This window comes from Alcaligenes endophyticus, from assembly GCF_026344035.1.
Classification (GTDB): Bacteria; Pseudomonadota; Gammaproteobacteria; order Burkholderiales; family Burkholderiaceae_B; genus Alcaligenes; species Alcaligenes endophyticus.
This window is the reverse complement of sequence record NZ_JAPKND010000001.1, coordinates 523,993-549,405: the sequence shown is the minus strand read 5'-3', so window position 1 is coordinate 549,405 and position 25,413 is coordinate 523,993. Positions and strand designations below refer to the sequence as shown.

Annotated in this window: 23 protein-coding genes; 14 read left to right on the top strand and 9 right to left on the bottom strand. The window is 51.3% G+C overall.

Annotation, left to right across the window (positions count from 1 at the left end):
- Window positions 1–5: 5 nt before the first annotated feature.
- Genes OSH01_RS02455 through OSH01_RS02425 form a run of 7 tightly spaced genes read left to right on the top strand, consistent with a single transcriptional unit; the run spans window position 6 to window position 6,881 of the window.
- The gene (locus tag OSH01_RS02455) at window positions 6–941 is read left to right on the top strand and encodes an ABC transporter permease (RefSeq protein ID WP_266122453.1); all 936 of its coding nucleotides are present in this window, start codon (window positions 6–8) and stop codon (window positions 939–941) included.
- A gap of 15 nt (window positions 942–956) precedes the next feature.
- A complete protein-coding gene (locus OSH01_RS02450) occupies window positions 957–1,799 on the top strand; it encodes an ABC transporter permease (RefSeq protein WP_266122452.1) in 843 nt (280 codons plus the stop codon).
- A 7-nt stretch (window positions 1,800–1,806) separates the two neighbouring features.
- The gene (locus OSH01_RS02445; RefSeq protein ID WP_266122451.1) at window positions 1,807–2,787 is read left to right on the top strand and encodes an ABC transporter ATP-binding protein; all 981 of its coding nucleotides are present in this window, start codon (window positions 1,807–1,809) and stop codon (window positions 2,785–2,787) included.
- A gap of 28 nt (window positions 2,788–2,815) precedes the next feature.
- On the top strand, window positions 2,816–3,802 hold the full coding sequence (locus OSH01_RS02440; RefSeq protein WP_266122450.1) for an ABC transporter ATP-binding protein: 987 nt from the start codon (window positions 2,816–2,818) through the stop codon (window positions 3,800–3,802).
- 50 nt (window positions 3,803–3,852) lie between these two features.
- Entirely contained in the window at window positions 3,853–5,310 is a 1,458-nt protein-coding gene (locus OSH01_RS02435; protein ID WP_266122449.1) for an N-acyl-D-amino-acid deacylase family protein, read from the top strand.
- A gap of 22 nt (window positions 5,311–5,332) precedes the next feature.
- Window positions 5,333–6,256 carry an N-carbamoyl-D-amino-acid hydrolase gene (locus OSH01_RS02430; protein WP_266122448.1) on the top strand — a complete coding sequence of 308 codons (924 nt, stop codon included), beginning with the start codon at window positions 5,333–5,335 and terminating at the stop codon, window positions 6,254–6,256.
- A 13-nt stretch (window positions 6,257–6,269) separates the two neighbouring features.
- Window positions 6,270–6,881: a helix-turn-helix domain-containing protein gene (locus tag OSH01_RS02425; protein WP_266122447.1), complete on the top strand. Its 612-nt coding sequence runs from the start codon at window positions 6,270–6,272 to the stop codon at window positions 6,879–6,881.
- 9 nt (window positions 6,882–6,890) lie between these two features.
- Here the strand turns inward: OSH01_RS02425 and OSH01_RS02420 are convergent, their stop codons facing one another.
- From OSH01_RS02420 to OSH01_RS02410, 3 genes are all read right to left on the bottom strand, one after another.
- Window positions 6,891–7,382: a HugZ family pyridoxamine 5'-phosphate oxidase gene (locus tag OSH01_RS02420; RefSeq protein ID WP_266122446.1), complete on the bottom strand. Its 492-nt coding sequence runs from the start codon at window positions 7,380–7,382 to the stop codon at window positions 6,891–6,893.
- 126 nt (window positions 7,383–7,508) lie between these two features.
- Window positions 7,509–11,450, bottom strand: a complete 3,942-nt coding sequence (locus tag OSH01_RS02415) for an FAD/FMN-binding oxidoreductase (protein WP_266122445.1) — start codon at window positions 11,448–11,450, stop codon at window positions 7,509–7,511.
- 133 nt (window positions 11,451–11,583) lie between these two features.
- The gene (locus OSH01_RS02410) at window positions 11,584–12,135 is read right to left on the bottom strand and encodes a YqaA family protein (protein WP_266122444.1); all 552 of its coding nucleotides are present in this window, start codon (window positions 12,133–12,135) and stop codon (window positions 11,584–11,586) included.
- Window positions 12,136–12,281: 146 nt separating this feature from the next.
- On the opposite strand from OSH01_RS02410, the gene ilvA reads away from it, so the two are divergent.
- A complete protein-coding gene (ilvA, locus tag OSH01_RS02405; RefSeq protein ID WP_266122443.1) occupies window positions 12,282–13,790 on the top strand; it encodes a threonine ammonia-lyase, biosynthetic in 1,509 nt (502 codons plus the stop codon).
- A 16-nt stretch (window positions 13,791–13,806) separates the two neighbouring features.
- Here the strand turns inward: ilvA and OSH01_RS02400 are convergent, their stop codons facing one another.
- The 5 genes from OSH01_RS02400 to phoB form a co-directional block, all read right to left on the bottom strand.
- Entirely contained in the window at window positions 13,807–14,814 is a 1,008-nt protein-coding gene (locus OSH01_RS02400; RefSeq protein ID WP_266122442.1) for a 5-oxoprolinase subunit C family protein, read from the bottom strand.
- The gene (gene pxpB, locus OSH01_RS02395; protein ID WP_266122441.1) at window positions 14,811–15,524 is read right to left on the bottom strand and encodes a 5-oxoprolinase subunit PxpB; all 714 of its coding nucleotides are present in this window, start codon (window positions 15,522–15,524) and stop codon (window positions 14,811–14,813) included. Before pxpB ends, OSH01_RS02400 begins: the two co-directional genes overlap by 4 nt.
- A 5-nt stretch (window positions 15,525–15,529) precedes the next feature.
- Window positions 15,530–15,958 carry a VOC family protein gene (locus OSH01_RS02390; RefSeq protein ID WP_376918081.1) on the bottom strand — a complete coding sequence of 143 codons (429 nt, stop codon included), beginning with the start codon at window positions 15,956–15,958 and terminating at the stop codon, window positions 15,530–15,532.
- 128 nt (window positions 15,959–16,086) lie between these two features.
- Window positions 16,087–17,391 carry a phosphate regulon sensor histidine kinase PhoR gene (gene phoR / locus OSH01_RS02385; RefSeq protein ID WP_266122440.1) on the bottom strand — a complete coding sequence of 435 codons (1,305 nt, stop codon included), beginning with the start codon at window positions 17,389–17,391 and terminating at the stop codon, window positions 16,087–16,089.
- Between the two features lie 5 nt (window positions 17,392–17,396).
- A complete protein-coding gene (phoB, locus tag OSH01_RS02380) occupies window positions 17,397–18,107 on the bottom strand; it encodes a phosphate regulon transcriptional regulator PhoB (RefSeq protein ID WP_266122439.1) in 711 nt (236 codons plus the stop codon).
- Between the two features lie 153 nt (window positions 18,108–18,260).
- Between phoB and ubiE the strand changes: the two genes are divergently transcribed.
- The 6 genes from ubiE (at window position 18,261) to rfaE2 (ending at window position 24,051) form a co-directional block, all read left to right on the top strand.
- On the top strand, window positions 18,261–19,031 hold the full coding sequence (gene ubiE, locus OSH01_RS02375; protein WP_266122438.1) for a bifunctional demethylmenaquinone methyltransferase/2-methoxy-6-polyprenyl-1,4-benzoquinol methylase UbiE: 771 nt from the start codon (window positions 18,261–18,263) through the stop codon (window positions 19,029–19,031).
- Window positions 19,032–19,215: 184 nt separating this feature from the next.
- A complete protein-coding gene (locus OSH01_RS02370) occupies window positions 19,216–20,169 on the top strand; it encodes a Tim44 domain-containing protein (protein ID WP_266122437.1) in 954 nt (317 codons plus the stop codon).
- A 169-nt stretch (window positions 20,170–20,338) separates the two neighbouring features.
- A complete protein-coding gene (locus tag OSH01_RS02365; RefSeq protein ID WP_266122436.1) occupies window positions 20,339–20,959 on the top strand; it encodes a ubiquinone biosynthesis accessory factor UbiJ in 621 nt (206 codons plus the stop codon).
- The gene (gene ubiB / locus OSH01_RS02360; RefSeq protein WP_266122435.1) at window positions 20,959–22,506 is read left to right on the top strand and encodes a ubiquinone biosynthesis regulatory protein kinase UbiB; all 1,548 of its coding nucleotides are present in this window, start codon (window positions 20,959–20,961) and stop codon (window positions 22,504–22,506) included. The genes OSH01_RS02365 and ubiB overlap by 1 nt, the downstream gene beginning before the upstream one ends.
- A 182-nt stretch (window positions 22,507–22,688) precedes the next feature.
- On the top strand, window positions 22,689–23,567 hold the full coding sequence (locus OSH01_RS02355) for a ferritin family protein (protein WP_266122434.1): 879 nt from the start codon (window positions 22,689–22,691) through the stop codon (window positions 23,565–23,567).
- A gap of 1 nt (window position 23,568) precedes the next feature.
- Complete coding sequence (gene rfaE2, locus OSH01_RS02350) at window positions 23,569–24,051, top strand: D-glycero-beta-D-manno-heptose 1-phosphate adenylyltransferase (protein ID WP_266122433.1); 483 nt, start codon at window positions 23,569–23,571, stop codon at window positions 24,049–24,051.
- 17 nt (window positions 24,052–24,068) lie between these two features.
- Here the strand turns inward: rfaE2 and OSH01_RS02345 are convergent, their stop codons facing one another.
- Window positions 24,069–25,412 (bottom strand): TolC family outer membrane protein, encoded by a 1,344-nt coding sequence (locus tag OSH01_RS02345; RefSeq protein WP_266122432.1) that lies wholly within the window; start codon window positions 25,410–25,412, stop codon window positions 24,069–24,071.
- Window position 25,413: the final 1 nt, after the last annotated feature.

Below are 25,413 nucleotides of genomic sequence, written 5' to 3'. Positions count from 1 at the left end.
ATTCCGTGTTTTATTTAGCTCGACGTGTGGCGGCCACCATCCCTGTGATGGTGGTTGTTGCGATTTTTGTTTTTATGCTGGTGCATTTGACGCCTGGCGATCCGGCGGCAGTACTAGCAGGGGAACACGCAACGGTGGAAGACGTACAAAAGATTCGTGCCTCCATGGGTTTAGACAAACCGCTAACGGAGCAATTCTTTAGCTGGGCGGGTGGAATCGTGCAGGGTGATCTAGGTGTCTCAACCTCTACTAAAGTTAAGGTGAGCACACTTATCCATCAACGTATGGGCCCTACGATTTCTATTGCTCTGTTTACCATCGTCTTTGCCGTGCTGTTCGCTATTCCTTTGGGGGTAGTGGCGGCCTGGCATGCCGGAACGTGGGTAGATCGGCTGATTATGTTCGTTTCCGTGTTGGCATTTTCTGTGCCTGTCTTTTTGATCGGGTATGGATTGGTCTACGTGTTTTCGATCAAGTTAGGCATGTTGCCGGTACAAGGTTATCGCCCTTTATCCGAAGGCTTACTCCCCTATGTGCGGCACCTTATTTTGCCCTGTATTTCTTTAGGTCTTGTGTATATGGCCTTACTGACGCGCATGACACGCGCCACGATGCTAGAGGCGCTGTCTGAGGACTACATTCGGACGGCGCGCGCCAAAGGGTTGGGCTCACGCAAGGTGATTTGGCATGCTTTGAAAAATGCGGCTAACCCTATTATTACCACCGTAGGCGTAGGGGTGGCGATGCTCATAGGAGGGGTAGTGGTCACCGAGACTGTTTTTGCCATACCGGGTTTAGGTCGCCTGACTGTCGATGCTGTACTGCGTCATGATTACCCCGTGATCCAAGGCGTTCTCTTGATCGCTTCTGGGGTCTATGTATTGATTAATCTCCTGGTGGACTTGAGCTACAGCTTGTTTGATCCACGGGTAGAAGGCTGATGGAAAGGCAGAGTCATGATGAAGCGTAGTAAGCTCTGGTACCGTTTTCGTCAGCAACCGCTGATGTTTATTGGTTTGGCCGTATTAGTGGTCTTAGCGTTGATGGCCCTTTTAGCGCCGTGGATAGCCACCTATTCGCCCACGAGTATTAATCCTTTGGCACGTATGAAAGCGCCTAGTGCACAGCACTGGTTCGGGACTGACGCTTTAGGCCGTGATGTGTACTCACGTGTTGTGTGGGGCGCGCGGGTCTCGCTGGTAGTGGCCTTGGCAGTATCTGTCGTTAGTTTGTCTGTCGGTACGTTGATCGGCATTTTGGCAGGTTATTTCCGCAAGCTGGATATGGTGCTGATGCGCATCATGGATGGCCTCATGGCGATTCCTAATATTTTGCTGGCGATTGCATTGATGGCCGCTTTTAGAGGCGGTCTGTTAACCGTGATTATCGCTATCGTGATCCCAGAAGTGCCACGTGTTGTGCGGTTGGTGCGCGCCTTGGTGTTGGGTTTGCGTAATCAACCTTATATGGAAGCGGCCTATGCCTTGGGTACTCGCACGCACAAAGTGCTGGTCTTGCATGTGCTGCCTAATTTGTTTGCGCCCTTAATGGTGCAAGCCACTTTTATCGCCGCTTCGGCCATTATCACGGAAGCCGTGTTGAGTTTTTTAGGCGTGGGTATTCCTCCCGAAATGCCTAGTTGGGGCAACATCATGGCTGACGGTAGAAATTTCTTATCCTTAGCATTTCATATTATTTTGTTTCCCGGCCTTTTCTTAGCCATGACGGTGTTGGCAGTGAATATGGTGGGAGATGGTTTACGCGATATGCTGGATCCTAAACTGGCCGGTAAGCTGTAGGTGAGCCATGAGAGAACAAGAAATCTTATCAGTGCGTGACCTGAGTATTCAGTTTCGAGGCTTCGAGCGTACTGTGCAGGCGGTCAGTGGTTTGTCGTTTGCGGTACGTGCAGGCGAAACGCTGGGTATTGTGGGTGAGTCAGGGTGTGGGAAAAGTGTTAGCTCCTTAGCCATTATGGGCTTATTAGCTAAGACAGCACGTATTACTCAAGGGCAAGTCTTATTTGAAGGCCAGGACTTACTTAACATGCCAGAAAAGCGCATGCGGCAAATTCGGGGTAATCAGGTTTCCATGATATTTCAGGAGCCCATGACCTCATTAAACCCCGTCTTTACGATTGGTGTTCAAATTGCCGAGTCTATCCAGTTACACCAAGGTAAAAGCCGGCAGCAAGCTTTGCGTGATGCGCAGGATTTGCTGGAGCTGGTGCAAGTGTCTGATCCGGCAAAACGCTTAACGCAGTACCCGCATGAACTGTCAGGTGGTATGCGTCAACGGGTGATGATTGCGATGGCCTTAGCTTGTAAACCCAGGGTATTGATTGCGGATGAGCCTACGACGGCTTTAGATGTGACCATACAAGCTCAGATTTTGCAGATCCTTAAAGACATACAGGTCGAACTCGGGACGGCAATTGTCTTGATTACCCATGATTTAGGGGTAGTGGCAGAAACGTGTGACCGCGTGTTGGTAATGTATGCCGGCTCAATGGTAGAGGAAGGAGCAGTGGCAGATGTGTTGTACCGCTCTCGTCACCCTTACACGCAAGCACTTATTAGGTCTTTGCCCGGTTTCGTGGATGCGCAAGGGGAAACGGGGCAACGTCTGGCCGAGCTGCCTGGCATCGTCCCGATTAGGTCACCCGATGCACAAGGCTGTGCTTTTGCGTCGCGTTGTGTCGCACGTATCGAGCAATGTGAGCGCGAGGCACCGCGTATGCTGACGGCCGAGACAGGGAGTCGTTACTGGTGTCGCTCTGGCGTTTGAGGGCGGCCAACGTCCGAACGGAAAAGATATGAAAGAACTCAATAGTGATGTGCTCGATGGCTCAGTACAACTGCAGGTGCAGGGGCTCAGTAAGCATTTTGATGTGAAGCATCAAAAGCGTAAAGCCACTTTGCGAGCGGTGAATGAGGTGTCTTTTGAGGTGCGTAAAGGCGAAACCTTTAGCGTGGTGGGTGAGTCAGGCTGTGGTAAGTCGACGCTAGGGCGTTGTATTGCGCGCTTGATAGAACCTAGCGCGGGTAAGGTTTTTTTTGAAGGTGAGGATATAGGTGGTTTGCGCAGTAACGCTTTGAGGCAGTTGCGCAAGCGAGTACAGTTTATTTTTCAGGACCCTTACTCGTCCATGAATCCACGCATGAGGGTCAGAGCCATACTGTCTGAACCCTTGCGTAATTTCGACCATTCCGAAGAGTACATTGAGCAACGCTTGCTAGAGTTGTTGCAATTGGTCAGTTTGCACCCTGACGCCTTGGATAAGTTTCCCCATCAGTTTTCAGGTGGGCAACGGCAACGCCTTGTGATTGCGAGGGCTCTGGCTTTGGAGCCCAGCTTTATTGTTTGTGATGAGCCTGTTTCAGCCTTAGACGTATCCGTACAGGCTCAGGTGATTAATTTGTTAGGTGATTTGCAAAAAAGCTTGGGGCTCACCTATTTGTTTATCTCTCACGACTTAAGTGTGGTCCGACATATCAGCCATCGGGTGGCTGTGATGTACTTAGGGCGCATTGTTGAGCTAGGCACTAGTCAAGAATTGTTTGCTAACCCTCAGCATCCTTATACCCAAGCGCTGATGGCAGCTGTGCCACGCTTTGAGGAAGGCGCGCGGGGAGCGCCGATCGGTGAGCGCTTGAAAGGGGAAATTCCCAGCCCCTTGAATCCGCCGTCGGGGTGTGCTTTCCGTACTCGCTGTCCGCGGGCGCAAACCATTTGTGCCCAAACGGTTCCTCCTGTGGTGCGTTTTAGTGACGACCACAGCGCTGCTTGCCATTTATTATAAATTTTGTGCCCTATGCTGGGCGCAAACCTCGGTTATATTCAGGAGTAGACATGTCAGTAGACACTCGTGCATTTGATTTGATCTTGGCAGGGGGGACGGTATTAGATGGTACGAATGCCGAACCATTTAAGGCTGATGTGGCCATACTCAACGATAAAATTGTGGCAATCGGTGAGTTTGCGTCAAGTGATGCACGTGAGTTTATTGATATTAGTGGCAAGGTGCTTGCGCCTGGTTTTATCGACTCGCATACGCATGACGATAATGCACTGTTGCGTACGCCTGAAATGACACCTAAAGTGTCGCAGGGGGTCACGACCGTTATTACCGGCAATTGTGGCATTAGCCTAGCGCCTTTGAAGCATATCACTCCTCCTTCCCCCTTAGATTTACTCGATGCAGGGGGGAGCTATGTGTATGGCAGCTTTGCTGAGTATTTAGAAGCGGTGCGTGATGCCGAGCCTACCGTTAATTGTGCCTGTATGGTGGGGCATTCCACCTTACGCGCAGCGGTCATGGGTGAGTTAGATAGGCCTGCCAACGAGGATGAAATACAGGCCATGCGAGCCATGGTAAGTGAAGCGCTAGAGGCCGGAGCCATTGGTGTGTCTACGGGCACTTTCTACCCCCCTGCGGCGGCGGCCAGCACGGCCGAGATCATTGAAGTGTGCCAGCCCCTGAGCCAAGCTCAGGGTGTGTATGCCACTCATATGCGTGATGAGGGCGACGAGATTGTTGCAGCGCTAAATGAAACTTTTCATATTGGCCAAGCCTTGCAGGTACCGGTCATTATTTCGCACCATAAACTGATGGGGCAGCAAAATTTTGGACGTTCGGTTGAAACGTTGGCTTTGATTAGCCAAGCTATGCAGACACAGTCCGTATCCCTGGATGCCTATCCCTACGTGGCAGGCTCGACCATGCTAAAAAAAGATCGCGCCTTGTTGTCTGCGCGTACCATTATCACGTGGTGCACACCATTTCCTGAGTACACGGGTAAAGATTTGGATGAGATTGCCCAAGAGCGGGGTAAGTCGCGTTGGGACGTGGTCGACGAACTAATGCCAGCTGGGGCGATTTATTTCATGATGGACGAAGAGGATGTGCAGCGCATTATGGCTTTCCCCGACACCATGATCGGCTCAGATGGTCTACCGCATGATACCCATCCGCATCCTCGTTTGTGGGGTACTTTTCCTCGAGTGCTCGGGCATTACAGCCGCGATCTGGGTTTATTCCCCTTACATACGGCAGTATGGAAAATGACTGGGTTGACCGCGCAGCGATTTGGCCTACAAAACCGCGGTGTGATTGCTGTTGGTGCATTTGCTGATTTAGTGGTGTTTGACCCTGCCACCATCGCCGATGTAGCCACTTTCGAGGCGCCTATGGCCCGCTCGAAGGGAATCCATCAGGTCTATGTGAATGGTGTTCAGGTATGGACTGAGGGGGGCGCAGCCACAGGCGCTCGGCCAGGGCGCGTGCTTGAGCGTCAGGCCACACATTAATGGATATTAGGAGACAAACCAAATGAAAAGAACATTACATTTAGCGGTGGCGCAAACAGGCCCCATACAAGCACACCATAGCCGCAAAGAGGTGGTGGCTCGTTTGTGTGAGTTGTTAAAAGAGGCAGCTTCACGAGGCGCGCGGTGGGTTGTCTTTCCCGAGTTAACGCTGACCACCTTTTTCCCTCGTTGGAGCATGGACGACCCTGCACAGGTACGCTCCTATTTTGAGGCAGAGATGCCCAGCCCGGAGACATTGCCACTTTTTGAGCTGTCGCGCGATTTGCAGGTGGGTTTTTATCTTGGGTATGCCGAGTTGGCCGGAGAGCGCCAGTTCAACAGCAGCATCTTGGTCGATGGTGGAAAAATTATCGGTAAGTATCGTAAGATTCATATTCCCGGGGATGCCCAAGCACAAGAGAACTATCCTGTGCAACACTTAGAGAAAAAGTATTTTGAAGTGGGTGATTTGGGCTTTCCGGTTTTTGATGCGGGTGAGGCGCGCATCGGAATGTGTATTTGTAACGACAGGCGCTGGCCGGAAACGTACCGAGTCATGGGGCTGCAAGCGGTTGATATTGTGATGGTGGGTTATAACACGCCGGTGGCATACGGCCGCTTAGGGGAGCCAGCCCATTTGCCCGCTTTGCAAAATCAATTGCCGCTTAAAGCGTCTGCCTATCAAAACACGTGTTGGATTGCAGCGGCAGCCAAAGCAGGGGTAGAAGAGGGTATACCGATGATAGGTGGTTCGTGTATCGTAGCCCCCACCGGTGAGATTGCGGTACAGGCCTTATCAGAAGATGATGAGGTCATTAACTACGTGTGCGATCTCGATTTGGCGAACGGTTATCGGAATAATATTTTCAACTTTGCTCGTCACAGGCGCCCAGAGCATTACAAGGCGATTGTGGAGCGCACCGGCGCAGACACGACGCCATTGTAATAAAAGAGGGAGTATGACCACTGGTGTGAAAGGTTCTCCACAGCCCGGCATTGTCTCTAAAGATGCAGTGGGCGCGCGTCTGCGCGCCCTGCGCAAGAGCAAGGGATTTACGCTCAAACGCCTCTCAGAGGCTTCTGGTGTGCCTGTTTCAACCTTATCGAAAATTGAGTTGGCTCAAACCGCTCTGAGCTACGATAAGTTTCGGGCAGTGGCACAGGCCTTAGAGGTAGATATCGCCGAGTTGCTGCAAGCCAAGAACCATCAGGCTGAGCAAGCTTTTGGGTCTGGTTTAGTGCTTAAAGCCAGTATTGTCGAGCATGATGAGTACACGTCTGATAATTATCAGCATAAGTTTTTGTTTAGCGAAACGCGCGGCAAGGATATGACGCCTATTGTGGCGACGGTGAACTCACGCGAGGTGAATGACTTTAGCGAGTTTATTAAGCATCCTGGCCAAGAGTTCGCGCTGGTGTTGGCGGGTGCCGTGCGTATATTATTTGAAGACGGCACCTCTATTCATCTGAAGCGCAATGAGGCCGCTTATTTTGATAGCTCAGTTGGGCACGTGTACTTGAGCTCTAGTAAAACTCCGGCACGGGTTTTGGCCGTTTGCAGTGACCGCTAAGCCTGTGGCTTAGTGGCTAATTTGCCGTAAGGTTGCTAAGGCCTGCTCTAATGTTAAGGTGCGTGCGGCGCCAAAGCCTGCTATTTGGCGTACCCGTATGGGTTCTAACAGCACAAAGTGGAAGTCGGTAAATTCCGTCATGAAGGCGGCCTCGGGAAAGCGAGCCAGATAACTGTCGCGCGCGGTTAACCAAGGTGTTGAATCGCGTTCTAGCTGGTATGCCTGGGTTTGCAGTGTCACTCGGGGCAGCTCATGGACCGCTTGAGTCGCTTCGGGGCTTTGACAAATCATCAGAGAGGAACGCGGGTCGCGCTGTAGCGCCCGTGTGTGCGCAGCCAGCTCACTAATATGAATAATCAGACCCGCGCTAGCGCGATCTACGGCATACGGCACCATACTTACTGCTGGCCAGCCCTGCTGGCTCAACGTGCCCAGCGCGGCATGTCGTTCGGTATGTAAGAGTTTCTCTAGGCTACGCAGTAATGCTAAGTCGCCAGACATGATGCTTCCTGATAAGGCTTAGGCGGTGTAATGCTTATCTTCGTTTCGAATGGATTTAGGGGCTTAAGCCCCGCCCCAGCAGCCCATCTGAAACAGATGAGCTGCTTTTTTGGTGCTTCTACAAGCTTATACTAATACGCGTTCAATACCGCCGTTGTTGGCGGACTTGACGTAGTCAGGCATCCAGTTCTCGCCCAGTATGTGCTTGGCCATTTCAACCACGATGTAGTCGGCCTCTAGGCCGGTATCGCCTTGATAACGGGCTAAGCCTTGCAGACAAGACGGACAGGACGTCAATACTTTGACCTCGCCCTGATGCCCACTTTCTTGTACGGTGAGTTGGTTTTTTTGCAACTCTTCGTGTTTACGAAAGCGAATTTGGGTAGAGATGTCGGGGCGACTGACGGCCAAGGTGCCCGACTCGCCACAGCAACGGTCGGTTTTAATCGTGCTATCGCCCACCAAGGACTTCACTGTCTTCATGGGGTCTTGCAGTTTCATGGGCGTGTGGCAAGGGTCGTGATACATGTAACGTACACCTTGCACATCGTCCAATTTCAAGCCTTTTTCCAGTAGGAACTCGTGTATGTCGATGAGCCTGCAACCGGGGAAAATTTTGTCGAATTCGTATCCGGCTAATTGGTCGTAACAGGTTCCACAGCTAACGACTACGGTTTTGATGTCGAGGTAGTTCAGCGTGGTTGCCATACGATGGAACAAGACACGGTTATCAGTGATGATTTTTTCGGCTTTGTCATTCATGCCGTTACCGCGCTGAGGGTAGCCACAACACAAGTAACCAGGAGGCAATACGGTTTGCACCCCTGCATGCCATAACATGGCTTGGGTGGCTAAACCTACTTGTGAGAACAGGCGCTCGGACCCGCAGCCTGGGAAGTAGAAAACGGCTTCGCTGTCTACGGTAGTCGCTTGTGGATTGCGAATAATGGGTACGTAGTTAGCGTCTTCAATGTCCAGCAGTTTACGAGCCGTTTGCTTGGGTAGGCCCCCAGGCATTTTACGGTTAATAAAATGGATGACTTGTTCGCGTATGGGAGCTTTGCCGGTGGTAGCCGGAGGGGCGCTGTTTTGCTTTTTCGCGGGTGCAGCCAAGATGTCGTGAGCTAAACGCTGCGCCTTATAGCCTACCTCTATCATGGCTTTACGGGTGGTTTTAATCACACGCGGGTCTTTAGCATTCAGAAAGAACATTGCCGCGCTGGTGCCCGGATTAAACGATTTCTTACCCATGCTGCGCAATAGAGAGCGCATCTGCATGGATACATCACCGAAGTCGATGTCGACGGGACAGGGGTTATAGCATTTGTGGCACAGTGTGCAGTGATCGCCGATGTCTTCGAACTCTTCCCAGTGTTTTAAGCTAATGCCACGGCGGGTTTGTTCTTCGTACAGAAAGGCTTCAATGAGTAAAGACGTACCCAGGATTTTATTTCGCGGCGAATACAATAAGTTGGCACGCGGTACGTGGGTAGCACAGACAGGTTTACATTTACCACAACGCAGACAGTCTTTAATAGCATCGGCGATAGAGCCGATTTCACTGCGTTGCATAATGAGCGACTCATACCCCAGCAAGTTAAAACTGGGTGTCCACGCCCGGCTAAGGTCAGCGCCAGGCATAAGTTTGCCCGCGTTAAAACGGTTTTCGGGGTCGATTTCGCGTTTATAGTCTTGGAACGGTTGTAGTTCTTCTTGGGTTAAGTATTCGTACTTGGTCAGACCAATACCGTGTTCACCCGAGATGACGCCGTCAAGACGCCGTGCAATCTGCATAATGCGTGCAACCGTGGCGTTGGCTGTTTGCAGCATTTCGTAGTCGTCGGAGTTAACGGGGATATTGGTGTGTACGTTGCCGTCGCCTGCATGCATATGCAAGGCCACAAATACTCGACTTTTTAGCACGCGGTCGTGAGTCGCTTGAATTTCAGCGAGTACTGCCGCACAGTCGGCACCTGAAAAAAACTGCTCAAGGTGAGAGCGGATTTCTGTTTTCCAAGAGGTGCGCAGGGTGTGATCTTGCAGCAGTTGCAAAATCGTGACGTCTGGCTCTTGGGCTAGTCGCGCCTGCTGTTCTTCAAGAGTATAAGGAATTTGCAGGCGAGCAATATCCTCACTGGCTTGAGCTAAGGGTAGCTCAAGGTTATCTACTAACCATTGCCAGCGATCCCGTACGCGATGAATAAGCTGTAAGGCATCTTCCCGGCGGGACTCTAGAATTTCTTCACGGGTATGGCTGGCATCGGCCGCATCTTGGCTTTTGCCTACGGGTAAGTCGCCGCACAAAAACTGTTCTAGTTCACGAGTTAACCGTAGCTTATTGGCCGCAGACAGTTCAATATTGATGCGTTCGATCTCGTCGGTATACTCGCCCATACGATTTAAGGGGATGACCACGTCTTCGTTAATTTTAAAGGCGTTGGTATGGCGAGCAATGGCCGCTGTGCGCGCACGGTCTAACCAGAATTTTTTCCGGGCTTCAGCACTGACGGCGACAAAGCCCTCACCAGAGCGGCTGTTGGCAATGCGTACGACTTCTGAGGCGGCAGTGGCAATGGCGTCGGGGTCGTCACCGACGATATCGCCAATAAGAACCATTTTAGGTAGGCTGTTGCGTTTGCTTTTGGTGGCATAGCCTACTGCGCGTAGATAACGCTCGTCTAAGTGTTCTAGGCCGGCCAAAACAGCGCCTAGCTGTTTTCCTGGGCCGTTCAGGTAGTCGATGACCTCAACGATAGAGGGAACGGCGGTTTTGGCTGGTCCGAAAAACTCCATACATACGGTGCGAGTGTGCGCAGGCATACGGTGCAGCACCCAACGAGCCGATGTAATCAGCCCGTCGCAACCTTCTTTTTGGATACCCGGCAGACCAGAAAGGAATTTGTCGGTAACGTCTTTGCCAAGGCCTGCTTTACGGAATTTACGCCCTTCGATTTCCAGGGTTTGGCTGCGCAGTGGACGCTCACCCGGAGCGTATAAGCCATCGGACCATTGCAAATCAAAGCGTGCAAGGTCTACATCGTGAATTTTGCCCATGTTGTGACCAACACGGGTGACTTCCAGCCAGTTGCCTTGGGGGTCTACCATGCGCCACCAAGCGAGGTTATCGAGAGCGGTACCCCATAGCACCGCTTTTTTACCGCCGGCGTTCATTGCAATATTTCCGCCTATGCAGGAAGCATCGGCAGAGGTTGGGTCGACTGCAAACACGGCACCGGCCGCTTCTGCGGCATCGGCCACACGTCGTGTAACCACGCCAGCGCCGGTATGTATGGTGCTGACTGGGCTATCTAGGCCAGGTAGTAGTTGGCTTTCTACAGAGCCAAGGGTATCGAGTTTTTCGGTATTAATGACCACCGAGCGAGGCGTGAGAGGAATTGCTCCACCCGTGTAGCCTGTGCCACCCCCGCGGGGGATGATAGTGAGTTTTAGCTCTATACAGGCACGTACTAAGGCGGCGATTTCGCCTTCACGGTCGGGGGTAAGTACGACAAAAGGATATTCAACACGCCAGTCGGTGGCATCGGTCACGTGCGAGACACGGGATAGGCCGTCGAACTTAATATTGTCTTTTGCAGTGATTGCGCTTAGCTTGCGCGTGACTTCAGTGCGTAACTGATTCGTTTCGGCAAACTCACGCTCAAAAGCGGCGACCGCCTCGCGAGCTGCGCGTAATAAATACAGAACTTTGGCATCGCGCTCGGGAATGTGCGTATCACGGCGTTTATCAATTTCACCTAGCCGATGGTTTAAGGCTTCGATGAGTTGATATTGTCGCTTTGGATTATGCAGTAGGTCATCTTGCAAATAAGGGTTGCGCCGGACGACCCAAATATCGCCCAGCACCTCAAACAGCATGCGGGCCGAGCGGCCTGTTCGACGTTCAGTGCGTAATTCAGACAGTTTTTCCCACGCCTCGGTGCCCAACAGGCGCATCACGATCTCGCGGTCGGAGTAAGAGGTGTAGTTGTAAGGAATCTCGCGCAGACGAGGTGCGTCGGCGTTAACTGTTTTAGAGGCCAGATACTGACTAGCGATGGGGGCGTTCATAATGTGATATCAAACTTACCCTGAGAAGGGGCTCTGCAAAGAGCTGGATGCAAAAAAATAGTGTAAACGAAACTGGCTGCTAAGGCGCTATTTGCCTGTCTGTGACTAAGGACACAAAGGCGTAGAGTGTCGTTTATTGGAACCCTAGATACGGGTAAATCCATACTAATAGGGCAGTTAACGTGAGGTAACGTAAAAATTTGCCAACTGCCATATAAAACACGCTGGGCCAAAAGCTAAGTCTGAGCCAGCCTGCTACCGCACATAGGGGATCGCCCACCACCGGTAACCATGATAATAACAGGGCGGGCGGCCCAAGGCGGGATAACCAGCGTTGGCTTAGGGCATGCCAGCGGCCAGCCGCTTTTTGCTTTAGGGCTTCGCCTTGCTCGTCAGACTCGTGCTCTGGCTGGCTGTGACGCCACTTTTCGTAGGCTTTCTCGGCTCCTACCCCCATGGCATAGCTAATCGCTCCGCCTATGGTGTTGCCAAGCGTTGCGACAATAATGGCGACCCAAAACATATTGGGAGCTAGTTGTACGTAGGCAAATACGGCTGGCTCTGAGCCCATCGGAAGCAAGGTGGCCGATACCAGGCAGACGATAAAAATGGCACTTAAACCTACCTGAGGCAAGGAAAAAGCGTGTAAAAAAAGCTGAATAGATTGTTCGAGCCAGATTTCCATGGTGTTAAAGCCTGTAGAAGCAGAAACGCTGCTGTTCTGTAGCGTAGCTATGGTATTCTTTTTTGAGTAGGTTTGCTGCCGCTTTGATGGCGGCTTTTTTCTTCTTGATCGCTTGTGGCGGTCTTTTTTGTATAGTGCACGGAATTATGTCGAACGATTATCTGAAGCGAGTCCTGACCTCGAAAGTTTACGATATAGCGGTTGAAACCCCCCTAGAACAGGCTCCACAGGTATCGGCACGAATTAGTAACACGGTACTGCTAAAGCGAGAAGACTATCAACCTGTGTTTAGTTTCAAGCTGCGCGGTGCCTACAATAAAATGGCGCACATGAGCGCGGCTGAGCTTAAGCGTGGCGTAATAGCTGCATCAGCGGGCAATCATGCTCAGGGTGTTGCTATGTCAGCGCGTCGTTTAGGTTGTCGAGCGGTGATAGTCATGCCCACTACCACGCCACAAGTAAAAGTGGAGGGGGTAAAAAACTTGGGTGGTGAGGCCGTCCTGTTCGGTGATAGCTATTCAGATGCTTACCAGCATGCCTTAGAACTAGAGAAAGCCCAAGGGCTCACGTTTGTGCATCCCTTCGATGACCCTTATGTGATTGCTGGCCAAGGCACCGTGGGAATGGAAATATTGCGTCAACACACTGGTCCCATCGATGCTATTTTTGTACCGATAGGTGGCGGTGGACTGATTGCAGGGATAGCGGCCTATATCAAGCAGCTACGTCCGGAAATTAAAATTATCGGTGTGCAAACCGAGGATTCCTGCGCCATGGTGCGCAGTATAGAAAAGGGACGGCGCGTTAATTTAGCGGATGTAGGCTTGTTTTCTGATGGCACAGCAGTAAAGCAAGTGGGCAGCGAGACCTTTAAGTTGGCGCGTGAGTATGTGGACGACTACGTCTTGGTGGATACAGATGCGATATGTGCGGCAATTAAAGACGTATTCCAAGATACACGTAGTGTGTTGGAGCCTGCTGGTGCGCTGGGTTTGGCGGGTGCTAAGCGCTATGCGGCCTTGCATAAGTTAAAAAATAAAACATTGGTGGCGATTACGTCGGGCGCCAATATGAACTTTGACCGTTTGCGTATGGTGGCTGAGCGCGCCGATGTCGGCGAGTTCCGCGAGGCGCTTTTTGCGCTGACTATTCCTGAACGACGTGGTAGTTTCTTGCGTTTGTGTGAGGCTTTAGGTAATCGCTCGGTGACGGAGTTTAATTACCGTATGAGCGATGCTGAGCAGGCTCACGTGTTTGTGGGCATGAGCATTGCTGCCGAAGCAGAAATGACCAAGTTAGAAAATAGCTTTGTGAAAAAAGGCTTTTCTACGCTGAACCTGACCGGCGATGAAATGGCCAAAACTCATCTGCGCTACATGATAGGCGGGCGCTCAGCGTGTGCCGACAATGAAGTTCTATTACGGTTTGAGTTTCCCGAGCGTCCCGGTGCTTTACGCCGCTTTTTGAGCTCCATGAATCCCGAATGGAATATCAGCCTGTTTCATTATCGCAATGAGGGCGGCGATTACGGGCGCATTTTGGTAGGTATTATGGTGCCCCCCGCCGACAAAAAAGAGTTCCGATTGTTTTTGGATACCCTTGGGTACCCTTACTGGAATGAAAGCGAGAACCCAGCCTATAAGTTATTTCTGTAAGGCTGGATAATCCCTTTTATGGCCCAGTTAGTTTGCTTAATTGGGCCCGTAAGCTTTCTAGGCTACTCGATAAACGTTGCAAGGCCGACTCGCGTTGCTGATCTAGCTGGGCGGCTTGCTCTGCTCGAATCAGCTCAAAGCTGACGTTGGTTCCAGGTAATAGTTGAGCTAGCTGGGGTAAATCCACCGCCGCTATTTGCCCTATTTTTGCGTAACCGCCCGTGGTTTGCCTATCGGCCATCAAAATTATAGGTTGTCCATCGTTGGGTACTTGTACGGTACCAAAGCTGGTGGGGGCCGACAGCAGTTCAAGGTCATGTTGGCGAAATAGTGGTTTGCCTTCTAACCTGTAGCCCATGCGTTCAGAAGAGGTGGCAATACGATAGTTTTGCCCAAATAAACGTTGCTGCGATGAGGCCGCAAAAAGACCTAGGTGCTCACCGGGTATCAGACGAATTTGATCGCGCGCTGCCGGGTTTAAGGCGGCGGGCATATAAATACGCTCAGCCCCTAAAAACTCTTCCAGTTGCTGTTGCGAACCAGGCGTAAGGTGTAACGGTGTACGCACGGGCACTTGGTCATCGCGCTCTAGCTTACGTCCTTGCCAGCCGCCAAACTTGCTGCGCAACAAGGTGGACTGACTGCCAAGCACAGGTTCAACGGCAAAGCCTCCGTGCACGGCTAAGTAAGCGCGCATGCCCGATAAGCGACCTTTAAAGCTAAGAGTGGAACCGGGTAATGCCAGAATGGGACGTTTGCTTGGAATGGCTTGATCATTCAAGCGGGCTTGGAGATCCGCGCCGCATAGGGCAAACAAACAAGCTTGTTCAAAACGCAGAGTGGGGCCTTGGAGCGTAATTTCTAGGCTAGCATAATCTTGCGTATTACCTACCAGCAGGTTTGCCATGCGATGGGCGAGCTCATCCATTGCCCCACTGGGTGATACGCCCAAGTGTTGGTAACCGAAACGACCACGATCTTGCAAGCTAGTACATAAACCAGGTTTCAGGACAGTAATACTCATGTCGGTGCAGGCCAGTTCTGAAATTGTTCGGGGCTGATTGGTACAAAGCGCACTTGATCTCCTGGGCCAAGGAGGGTGGGGGGAGTTTGACCGGGTTGAAATAAGGTCAGGGGAGTGCGCCCAATGACATGCCAGCCACCGGGGGATATATTGGGGTAAATAATTGATTGGCGGTTGGCGATGGCCACCGAGCCAGCAGCAATGTGGGTGCGTGGTGTAGCACGCCGTGGCACGTCAAGCTCTGGTTCGTGGATACCCATATAGGGAGCGCCTGGGGCAAAACCAACCATAAATACAAGAAGCGGCTTTTGGCTATGGAGTTGTATGACTCGTTCCTGACTGACGCTCAGCAGTTGAGCCAAGTCTTCTAGGTCGGGGCCCCATTCCTGACCATAGCACACCGGAATGTCTACGATCCTAGGTGTGGGCAAGTTAGCTGTCTTAGAAAACACATGGAGCAGTACTTGCTCAATATGTGTTTGTAGAGCAGCCTGTGAAAGCTCACCAGGTAGGTGATGCACGACAACGGCATTGAAGCTGGGCACGATATCGACGACGCCCGGCAGGGCGCTGTCACGTAGGGCTTGGGCTGCTTGTACACACAGTTGGCCGATCTCTTGCTCGATGACTTCATGGTCTGAGAAGCGAATCAGTAGGCTGCGGTCCCCTTGTGGGAGGTAAGTCCATTTAATATGAGCGGGAACAGACATAGTAACTACTTGGCAAACAAGGAATCCAGATTGTGAAAGGCTTTGAACTCCAGAGCATTGCCGGAAGGATCTAAGAAAAACATGGTGGCTTGTTCGCCGGGCTCGCCTTTAAAGCGTATGTAAGGCTCTATGACGAAGTCCGTTTTGGCTGCGACTAGGCGATCAGCGAGTGTCTGCCAGGTGTCCATATCAAGGACTACGCCAAAATGTCGCACCGGTACATTGTGGGCGTCGACCGCACTAGTGCTGCTGGTGCCGCACTCATCGGGTGCTAAATGAGCCACAATTTGATGGCCGTAAAAATTAAAATCTATCCACTGGTCCGAGGAGCGTCCTTCTGGACAACCCATGCGTTCACCGTAAAATTCGCGCGCCGCTTTTAGGCAGTGAACAGGAAAGGCCAAATGAAAAGGACGTAAAGAGGGGCTGCTCATGATTGTCTCCGCAGTAAACATGTCATTTTACTGTCACTGTAGAGCGTTTCAGTCGCTAAGGCTAGCAGTATACGTTTCTGACGTGTGTACTAGGGCTAGCCGTACTAGAAAGCTAACGGTAGAAGCTTTTAGCTGGAGCAAGGCATAGCGCGCACTCTGCTGGCGGGGAAGCGAAGTGAGAAGCGGCTTCCCGCACCTAAGCGGCTTTGGATTTGCAGCTCGGCGTTGTGGCGCATCATGATATGTTTAGTAATGGCTAGACCTAGGCCCGTGCCACCTGTAGAGCGTGAGCGTCCTTTATCGGCACGGTAAAACCGCTCGGTTAGCCGAGGAATATCTTGTGGAGCAACCCCTATACCGGTGTCTTGCACCGTGTAATAGGCGTCTCCGTTAGCGCTGCTTTGCCAACTGACAGTAATTGTGCCGTCTTTGGGGGTATAGCGGATGGCATTGGTGAGTAAATTGGAGATAGCAGAGCCTAATTCGCTTTCTATGCCCACAATGCCTAAGTTGGGGTCAATATCTTGAATAAATTGATGCTGACCACCTGATAGGGCCTGGCCTTGGTTCAGGGCGCTATGAATGAGATTGCTAATGTTGACCGGCTCACCCTCTATGGTGGGGGTGGACTCAAGGGTAGATAAGGTGAGCAAGTCGGCCACAATGGCTTGCATGTGCTGAGTTTGCTCAAGCATCATTTCTTCGTAGCGCAAGCGTTGCTCAAGGGAAATGCTTTCAGCGGGGATATCACGCAAAGTTTCTAAAAAACCAAGTAACACCGTAAGTGGAGTGCGCAGTTCGTGTGACACATTGGCGACGAAGTCTTTACGAGTAGTTTCTAGTTTTTCTACTTGAGTGATGTCGCGAGTGACAAGTAGATACTGCCCTAAACCGTACGGGGTTAGTTGCAGTTGTACTGTTTTGCTAAGGCCGTCACGATTAATGTGCATGATTAACGGAGCGTCCCAACTGCTTTGCTTTGCATAGGCTACTAGGGAAGGGTCGCGCAAAATATTAAAGATGCGTTGGTGCCTATCAGTGGCCAAATTTAAACCTAGATGTTCACAGGCCGTGCGGTTGCACCATTGCAACTCCATGTCTGCATTCAAGGTTATGGCTCCGTCGGGCAGGGCTTCGGCGGCCATCATGATGGCGCTGACCTGACGGTCTAGTTCGATTAGCTCTTGCCGGTCGCGTCGGAGTTGTCGATAAATGGGCGATAAAATGTTGTCCCATGGCCCTACTGAGGGCGGTGGAGGCTGCTCTAAATTGCCGACCCAGCGTGCAATGCGGGAAATATGTAAACCGCTAACCAACACCATAAGCAGTAAACCAAATGCCAGCACACCCAAGCCTGCAGCAGGGCCTAGCCACCATCCTATTAGTGAGGCCGTTAAGGCCCAAAGGCCGATGGATGATAAAGTGCTGAGCATAAGGCTTAATTAGATGAGATTTTTTCTACAGGGGTGACGGCGAAACGATAGCCTGCTCCACGTATGGTTTCAATATGTTTATCGTGTTCTGTTGGTTCTAGGGCTTTACGCAAACGGCGAATGTGCACGTCAACGGTGCGTTCCTCGACAAAGACGTGATCCCCCCACACTTGGTCTAGCAACTGCGAGCGTGAAAAAACACGTTCAGTGTGCGTCATGAAAAAATGTAATAGGCGAAATTCAGTAGGGCCTATATTAAGCGCCATTTCATTGCCAAAGACCCGGTGCGTGCTGGGATCAAGCTTGAGCTGACCGATGGAAATGACATCGTCGGTAAGCTGAGGGGCCCGGCGACGCAACACGGCTTTAATGCGAGCGATGAGCTCTTTGGGAGAAAAAGGCTTGGTGATGTAATCGTCAGCGCCAGATTCCAAACCATCTATTTTGTCTTGCTCTGCGCCTTTGGCGGTGAGCATAATAACGGGGATATGGCGTGTGCGCTCATCACTGCGCAGTTTGCGTGCAAGGTTAATGCCTGATGTGCCCGGCAGCATCCAGTCTAATAAAATGAGATCGGGTAGTTCAGCTCGGATCAGGATCTGTGCTTGCTCTGCATCGAAAGCACGTAGCACTTTGTGACCAGCAAAAGACAGGTTAACGGAGATGAGCTCCTGGATAGCTGGTTCGTCTTCAATAACTAAAATACTTGTACTCATGAATATATATGCTCAGATAAGGGTTGGCGACGGTGTACCCCACAATAGGCATCATCATATGGAACTAATGTTGCAAGTATGTGAAAGTACACAATACTGCAATATGTCTTTTGTTTTTCAGATTAGGGCAAATTGAGCTACGATTACACCATCATGCAAAATACCGATCATCGACCTGAATCTACTGGGGAAGCCCAAACGCATTTTGGCTTCCAAACTGTCAAATCCGAGCAAAAAGCCAGCAAGGTGGCTGACGTCTTTCACTCGGTGGCCCAAAACTACGACATCATGAATGATTTGATGTCTATGGGGCTGCATCGCGCCTGGAAAGTGTTTACTGTTGCTCGGGCCGATGTGCGCCCCGGCATGAAAGTGCTAGACATTGCCGGGGGAACAGGCGACTTAGTCAAAGCGTTTGCGAAGCGCGCCGGTTCAAGCGGCGAGGTGTGGCACACTGATATTAATAGCTCCATGCTGCGTGTGGGGCGTGATCGTATGCTGGATTTAGGTATTTTGACGCCCTTGGCAGTGTGTGACGCTGAAAAGCTGCCTTTCCCCGATGCTTATTTTGATCGCGTTTCGGTCGCGTTTGGCCTACGTAACATGACCCACAAAGATAAAGCTTTAGCGGAGATGCGGCGGGTGTTAAAGCCGGGTGGTAAGTTATTAGTGTTGGAGTTTTCTCAGGTTGCTAAGCCCTTGCAGGCCCCCTACGACTGGTACTCCTTCAATATCATGCCAAAAATTGGCAAATGGGTGGCTAAAGACGAAGAAAGTTACCGCTACTTGGCTGAGTCCATACGCATGCACCCCGATCAAGAAACGCTGGCGCGGATGATGCGCGAAGCTGGCTTAGAGCGCGTGAATTACTTCAACATGACCGGGGGCGTGGCCTGTTTGCACGAAGGTGTTCGACTAGAGTAAAACGCGGTTGTCTTATTGATTAGCGTGAATGTCAGCATTTTTGTTCAGGAAAATGTAATATTTGTAGTCGGATAGGCTGAGTCATGATAATGTTCAGCTTTCCGTAAGCTAGTATTGCGCGCTTGTCGAAAAATGAAAGTCGCGCTTGCTTGATGGTTGTTGTTTCAGCCTGGAGTCTGAATTTATGTCTCGACGTTTATCCCGTCTTTTTTTAGTAGCAGTATTGTCTTTTAGTACGACAGCAATGATGTCCCTGTCTTACGATGCAGAAGCTAGACGCAGCATGGGCAGTAGTATGGGTCGTCAGTCCTCTAATGTCACCCAGCAGCGTGCACCAGCGCAAGCTCCGGCAGCCAATACTACTGCGCGTACTAATCAAGCAGCCGCTCCAGCAGCAGGTGCTGCGGCAGGGGCCGCTAAAAGTGGCATGTCACGTTTCTTAGGACCTTTGGCAGGGATTGCTGCAGGCTTGGGAATTGCCGCCTTGCTCTCTAGCCTAGGATTAGGCGGTGCCCTACTAGAGATGCTCTCGAGCATGCTCCTAATTGGTATTGTGGTGTTTGCCGTAGTGTTTTTGGTACGTCGTTTGCGCGGTGGCAGTGCCCGTCCAGCTACCCAAGCTGCCGGTGCTCAGCCCATGATGCGTAATCAAGAGCCCGCCGCGGCGTGGAATCGTCCTGAAAACCCAGCTCCTAGTGCCGCCTTTGCGGCTGCTCCCGCCGAAGTACCGGCAGCGCCTGTGGACGAAAGCTGGTTTATCCCAGGTGATTTTGATACGCCTACTTTTTTGGCCAATGCCAAGCAGCAGTTTGTGGAAGTGCAAAAGCTGTGGGATCGCGGTGACGTAGAACAGATGCGTAATTTCCTTACCGACGATTTGCTGGCCGAAGCGGCTCCTCAGATTGAGCAGCGTGGTGGCGAGGGCTATACCGAAGTTGTCTTGCTGAATGCCGAGTTATTAGGCATAGAGAAAGTGGCTGATGGACACTTAGCTAGCGTACGTTACTCGGGTATGCTGCGTGAGGAACCCGGTACTGAGGCATTCCGCTTCGAAGAGGTTTGGAATCTATTCAAAGCTGATGGTTCGGGCTGGTTGCTGGCCGGTATTCAACAAATCCCCGTTGACGCTGCGAGCTAACCTCAGGGGCAGATGTGCTGCCTGTGCAATAATTTCAGGCACAGGCAGGCTCTGCACAAAAAAGTGTTAGGTTTTAGCTTTCTAGTTCTATGCATCGAACTATGGCTGTGTCGGGTTAAACTGGGTGTTTTCATTTAACGGCTTGTTGCCTCAAGCAATGAGCATACCGATGCGCATGTTTGCTCTCCCTTTGCTTCCGCAGCCCACTCAGGTAGCGGCCCGTCTGTTGAACGCATTGTTACGGCGTGAAGACTGGGCCAGAAGCCGCTTATCTGATTATTCAGGTAAAACGGTGTGTCTAGCGCTCGGTAATTGGCCTCTTTCTTTGTCGATTGCGCACGATGGCTATGTACAGGTATCTGACCCTGCCGTACGTGCTGACGTGGTATTGAGCTTGGCTGCCGATAAGTTGCCCGATTTACCTAGCTTGATACGAGGCGGTGACTTTAGCCAAATCAGTGCGTTAATGCATGTTCAAGGCGAAGCTGGTTTGGCCAATGTGGTGTCTCAGCTAGCGCGCGACTTACGTTGGGACTATGAAGATGATTTAGCGCGAGTGGTCGGCGACACCTTGGCTTTACGCCTAATTAGTGGTGTGCGCACCCTAGGCCACGGCGTGCGGGCAGCCGGAGATCGTTTGCTAGAGAACGCTGGTGAGTTTCTGGGCGAAGAAAGTGATATGCTGCTGTCGCAGTCTATTATGCGACGTGGGGTGCAAGAGCTTGAGCAAGCGCAGCAGCGCTTGCAGCAACTTGAGGCGCGAGTTAGCCGCTTGGAGGCAACGCGTTAATGTTTCCGTTCTATCGTCTGTTTACCATTGTTGTTGTCGTGTTGCGTTATCAGCTAGACGAGCTAGTCTTATCTGGCATGAATCATCGCTGCGCACGATTTTTACTCAAAGTGGTGCGTCTAGGGCGTCAGCCTAAGTTAGCCCGTGGGGTACGCCTGCGTTTGGCCCTAGAGACCTTAGGCCCCATATTTGTAAAATTTGGGCAGGTCTTATCTACTCGACGAGATTTAATCCCCCTGGATATTGCCGAGCAGCTGTCTTTACTGCAAGACAGGGTGCCCTCTTTCCCCTCTGCCATTGCGGTGCAAACGATAGAAAAAGCTTTGGGGGCGTCGCCTGATGTGCTTTTTAAGCAGTTTTCCATGGAACCCATCGCTTCGGCCTCGATAGCGCAGGTGCACTTTGCTCAGTTGCACGATGGGCGTGACGTAGCAGTGAAGGTGTTGCGCCCAGGCATGCTCAAGGTCATCAATAAAGATTTGGCGTTAATGCGTATTTTAGCCTCCTGGGTAGAGCGTTTGGCACCCGATGGAAGGCGCCTAAAGCCACGCGAGGTCGTCGCTGAGTTTGATAAGTACTTGCACGACGAGTTAGATCTTGTGCGCGAGGCGTCTAATTGCAGCCAGTTGCGGCGTAATTTTGAGCTAAAAGATCGTGCCGGCTTATTGTTGGTGCCAGAAGTAGTGTGGGAATACACTGCCTCCACGGTTTTTACTATGGAGCGTATGCAGGGTATACCTATTAATCAGGTCGAGCGCTTACGTGCCGCGCAGGTGGATTTAAAAGACCTTGCCCGTAAAGGGGTGGAAATATTTTTTACACAGGTGTTTTCGGATGGGTTTTTTCATGCCGATATGCACCCAGGTAATATTTTGGTGTCGGAAAAACCAGAAAGCTTAGGCCAATATATAGCTTTGGATTTCGGCATAGTGGGTTCTTTGTCAGAGTTCGATAAGAACTATTTGGCACAAAATTTTCTTGCTTTTTTTCGCCGTGATTATCGACGTGTAGCACAATTGCACATCGAGTCAGGCTGGGTTCCAGCAGACACACGCGAGGAAGAGCTGGAAGGGGCCGTCAGGGCGGTATGTGAGCCGTACTTTGATAGGCCGTTGTCGCAAATCTCTCTGGGGCAGGTTTTATTGCGCTTGTTCCAGACGTCGCGCCGATTTAACGTGGAAATTCAACCACAACTCGTATTACTGCAAAAAACCTTGCTTAATGTTGAGGGTATGGGAAGAGATCTAGACCCTGAGCTCGATCTCTGGGACACCGCTAAGCCTTATTTGGAAAAGTGGATGTACCAGCGTATTGGCCCTAGTGGCCTATATAAGCGCATGAGCCAAGAGGCTGGCCAATGGGCTCAGCTATTGCCTCAAATCCCACGTTTGATTGTCAGTAATCTAGATAGGCCCGACCACTCCGTACGTCTTAATCAAGAACTAACACAGCTCAGACAGGCTTATCAGCAGACGAATCGTTTGCTAACCGTCTTGTGTGTCATTTTGCTCTTGGCGATCGGAGTCGTGCTCAAAGCCATTTGGTAAGGCGATTGAGCCAAAGCGCAATAATAACGAGTCATTCTGCACGAGCAAAATGACATATTTTTTGATCAACGCAGTAAAGCAGTACGTTAGTTTTGTAAGAGATTGCCAATGGCCTAGGCCTTTTGTCAGTCATCAGTGCGGACGAGTTGCTTTGCTGTCTAGATTTCTCTTGAGGAATCGTTATGCTTTACCACGAGTTGTTCAAGTCTATGGAGTCCGTCCGCTGGAATATGTCACATGACATTCCTTGGGACGATTTTGACGGTAGCAAGCTTACTGATGAGCAAGCCTACACGATAAAAATGAACGCCATCACTGAGTGGTCGGCTTTGCCCGCCACAGAAATGTTTTTACGCGACAATAAAGATGACAGCGACTTTTCCGCTTTCATGTCCGTATGGTTCTTTGAGGAACAAAAACATTCATTGGTGCTAATCGAGTATTTACGTCGCTTTCGTCCCGAGTTGATGCCAACCGAGGAAGAGCTACATAACGTACGCTTTGAGTTTGATCCGGCGCCTCCGATGGAAACGCTGATGCTGCACTTTTGTGGCGAAATTCGTCTTAACCATTGGTACCGTCGTGCTGCAGAGTGGCACACAGAGCCTGTGATTCAAGCTATTTACAAGATTATCGCCCAAGATGAAGCGCGTCATGCCGGTGCTTATTTGCGTTATATGAAGCGTGCACTGACACAAAAAAATCAAGATGTTGGGCATCAAGCACGTATCGCCTTCTCTAAAATTGGCGTGCTGATGGCCTCGGCTAATCGTACCGCACAAGCTTTGCACCCCACCAATCTGCACGTTAATAAAGCATTGTTCCCGAACGATACCGTGCAGTCTAAATTGCCCTCACCCGATTGGCTAGAGAACTGGTTGGATACGCAAATTCTTTTTGATAAAGAATGGGAGCAGAAAGTGTGCACGCGTATTTTGCATAATATGTCGTTATTGATGGGTACTGAGTTTTCCTCGGCGCAGGAGCTCAACCGTTACCGTAAAGAACTCATCAAAAATGCGCCTATGCAAACCACCGAGTCTGGTATTTTGTTGGCCTAATATGACGGCTCGCTTCGAAAGCAAAATCATGACGCCAGCGCAGGCGCAAGCAGCGCTGGCGGATGGGCGGCTGCCCAGGCCCTTGGTTTTTACGAATGGGGTGTTTGATCTACTTCATCGTGGTCACGTCACTTACTTGGATGAGGCTGCCCAGTTGGGGGCAAGCCTTATTGTAGGCGTGAATAGTGATGCTTCCGTGCGGGGGCTCAATAAGGGGCCAGAGCGGCCGATTAACTCTGAGCACGATCGAGCGGCTTTGTTAGCAGCCTTGGCCAGTGTCAGCGCGGTGGTTATCTTTGGTGAGCATACGCCCGAGGCGTTGATCGAGGCGTTACGCCCCGATCTTATCGTCAAAGGGGGCGATTATGATATGGAATCCTTACCTGAAACGGCGTTGGTACGCAGTTGGGGTGGGGATGCTAAAGCTATTGCTTTTGAGTTCCAGCGCTCTACTACGGCGTTGGTCAAGCAACTGCGTCAGTGAGGCGGACAAGGGCTGCCTTAAGGGGCAGCCTCTAGCATGTCATTGACAGCCTGCAAATCCGTTTCGTTTAACGCGCCGGTGCTGGCTTTTAGGCGTAGCCCATTTAGCACCGTGTCGTACCTAGCTTTAGCAAGGTCTCGCTGTGTTTGATAAAGCTGCTGCTGTGCATTGAGCACATCGATATTGATACGCACCCCTACCTCGTAGCCTAATTGGTTCGCTTCGACGGATAGCTTGCTGGAGTGTTCTGCAGCTGCTAGCGCTTGAATGCGCGCGAAGCCAGTATGTAGCCCAGAGTAATAGCGTTGACTGTCCTGAATGGCTTGTAGCCGGGCTTGCTGGTGTTCGTGTCGCGCTTGCTGCATACGCGAGCTTTGCTCTCGTATGAGGGATGAGGTGCGACCACCTGTATAGAGGGGGATACTAAGTTCTAGACCGACAGAACTGTTTAATGAACGCGAGCCGCCTTGCTGCCCATATAAGGCTTGATCGCTAGCACTGCCTGTTTGCGCCTTTAGGGCAAGGGTAGGTTCGTGTTCAGCCGAGGCTGATGCGAGCTTTTTAGCGCTTGCCTCGGCCAGCAATGCCCGCTTGTGAACTTCTAAATTATTCAGACTGGCTTGCTCTGTCCAGGCGACGACATTATTGGGTTCGGGCTGAGGCAATACTGCTTCGGAGCGTAGCGCAGCCAAATTTTGGGCAGGTTCTTGCGTTAGGCTTTGCAACGTATCCTGAGTGATACGAAGCTCGTTTTCGGCATGAATGATTTGCGCTCGAACCAGATCTAACCGAGATTGTGCTTCGTAGGTGTCGGTAATTGTTGAGCCGCCCAACTCAAACATTTGTTCCGCTGCCCGTAATTGAGTCAGTATGGCGTCGCGCTGTGCATGGAGCGTTTGCAGGTTGTCTTGCGCGGCCAATACGTCAAAATATGCTTGGCTAAGCGTGAGCATAAGGTCTTGACGGGTTTGTGCTAACTGTACGTCTGCAGCCTGCGCCTGAAGCTGTGCCTGGTCTAAGGTATACCAAGCAGAGCGATCCACAATAGATTGGCTAAGGCTTAATGACCACGTGGCTCGTTGACTATTATTATGTTTCGAGAGCTTACTGGTTTGCCGGCGGTCTAGTTGTTCGCCACCTGCCTGTGCTTGTATTTGGGGCAGTAGGTTTGAGCGTGCTTGGGGAACTTGCTCTTGTTCGGCTTGACGCCCCGCCTGTGAGGCCGCATACGAGGGCGCGCGCGCCTCGGTTAAGTTCCAGGCTTGGAGTAAGTCCAGCGCCTGTGCTGGGTGGGATAGCGTTAGCGCTATAGCTAATGCACCCCCTACACGCAACAACAGTCGCTGGCTAACTTTGGCCATA

What these genes read in the sequence shown, in the direction of transcription:
- OSH01_RS02450 (WP_266122452.1), top strand. Translation starts at nt 957, where the DNA reads ATGATGAAGCGTAGTAAGCTCTGGTACCGTTTTCGTCAGCAACCGCTG.
- OSH01_RS02445 (WP_266122451.1), top strand. Translation starts at nt 1,807, where the DNA reads ATGAGAGAACAAGAAATCTTATCAGTGCGTGACCTGAGTATTCAGTTT.
- OSH01_RS02440 (WP_266122450.1), top strand. Translation starts at nt 2,816, where the DNA reads ATGAAAGAACTCAATAGTGATGTGCTCGATGGCTCAGTACAACTGCAG.
- OSH01_RS02435 (WP_266122449.1), top strand. Translation starts at nt 3,853, where the DNA reads ATGTCAGTAGACACTCGTGCATTTGATTTGATCTTGGCAGGGGGGACG.
- OSH01_RS02430 (WP_266122448.1), top strand. Translation starts at nt 5,333, where the DNA reads ATGAAAAGAACATTACATTTAGCGGTGGCGCAAACAGGCCCCATACAA.
- OSH01_RS02425 (WP_266122447.1), top strand. Translation starts at nt 6,270, where the DNA reads ATGACCACTGGTGTGAAAGGTTCTCCACAGCCCGGCATTGTCTCTAAA.
- OSH01_RS02420 (WP_266122446.1), bottom strand. Translation starts at nt 7,382, where the DNA reads ATGTCTGGCGACTTAGCATTACTGCGTAGCCTAGAGAAACTCTTACAT.
- OSH01_RS02415 (WP_266122445.1), bottom strand. Translation starts at nt 11,450, where the DNA reads ATGAACGCCCCCATCGCTAGTCAGTATCTGGCCTCTAAAACAGTTAAC.
- OSH01_RS02410 (WP_266122444.1), bottom strand. Translation starts at nt 12,135, where the DNA reads ATGGAAATCTGGCTCGAACAATCTATTCAGCTTTTTTTACACGCTTTT.
- ilvA (WP_266122443.1), top strand. Translation starts at nt 12,282, where the DNA reads ATGTCGAACGATTATCTGAAGCGAGTCCTGACCTCGAAAGTTTACGAT.
- OSH01_RS02400 (WP_266122442.1), bottom strand. Translation starts at nt 14,814, where the DNA reads ATGAGTATTACTGTCCTGAAACCTGGTTTATGTACTAGCTTGCAAGAT.
- pxpB (WP_266122441.1), bottom strand. Translation starts at nt 15,524, where the DNA reads ATGTCTGTTCCCGCTCATATTAAATGGACTTACCTCCCACAAGGGGAC.
- OSH01_RS02390 (WP_376918081.1), bottom strand. Translation starts at nt 15,958, where the DNA reads ATGAGCAGCCCCTCTTTACGTCCTTTTCATTTGGCCTTTCCTGTTCAC.
- phoR (WP_266122440.1), bottom strand. Translation starts at nt 17,391, where the DNA reads ATGCTCAGCACTTTATCATCCATCGGCCTTTGGGCCTTAACGGCCTCA.
- phoB (WP_266122439.1), bottom strand. Translation starts at nt 18,107, where the DNA reads ATGAGTACAAGTATTTTAGTTATTGAAGACGAACCAGCTATCCAGGAG.
- ubiE (WP_266122438.1), top strand. Translation starts at nt 18,261, where the DNA reads ATGCAAAATACCGATCATCGACCTGAATCTACTGGGGAAGCCCAAACG.
- OSH01_RS02370 (WP_266122437.1), top strand. Translation starts at nt 19,216, where the DNA reads ATGTCTCGACGTTTATCCCGTCTTTTTTTAGTAGCAGTATTGTCTTTT.
- OSH01_RS02365 (WP_266122436.1), top strand. Translation starts at nt 20,339, where the DNA reads ATGCGCATGTTTGCTCTCCCTTTGCTTCCGCAGCCCACTCAGGTAGCG.
- ubiB (WP_266122435.1), top strand. Translation starts at nt 20,959, where the DNA reads ATGTTTCCGTTCTATCGTCTGTTTACCATTGTTGTTGTCGTGTTGCGT.
- OSH01_RS02355 (WP_266122434.1), top strand. Translation starts at nt 22,689, where the DNA reads ATGCTTTACCACGAGTTGTTCAAGTCTATGGAGTCCGTCCGCTGGAAT.
- rfaE2 (WP_266122433.1), top strand. Translation starts at nt 23,569, where the DNA reads ATGACGGCTCGCTTCGAAAGCAAAATCATGACGCCAGCGCAGGCGCAA.
- OSH01_RS02345 (WP_266122432.1), bottom strand. Translation starts at nt 25,412, where the DNA reads ATGGCCAAAGTTAGCCAGCGACTGTTGTTGCGTGTAGGGGGTGCATTA.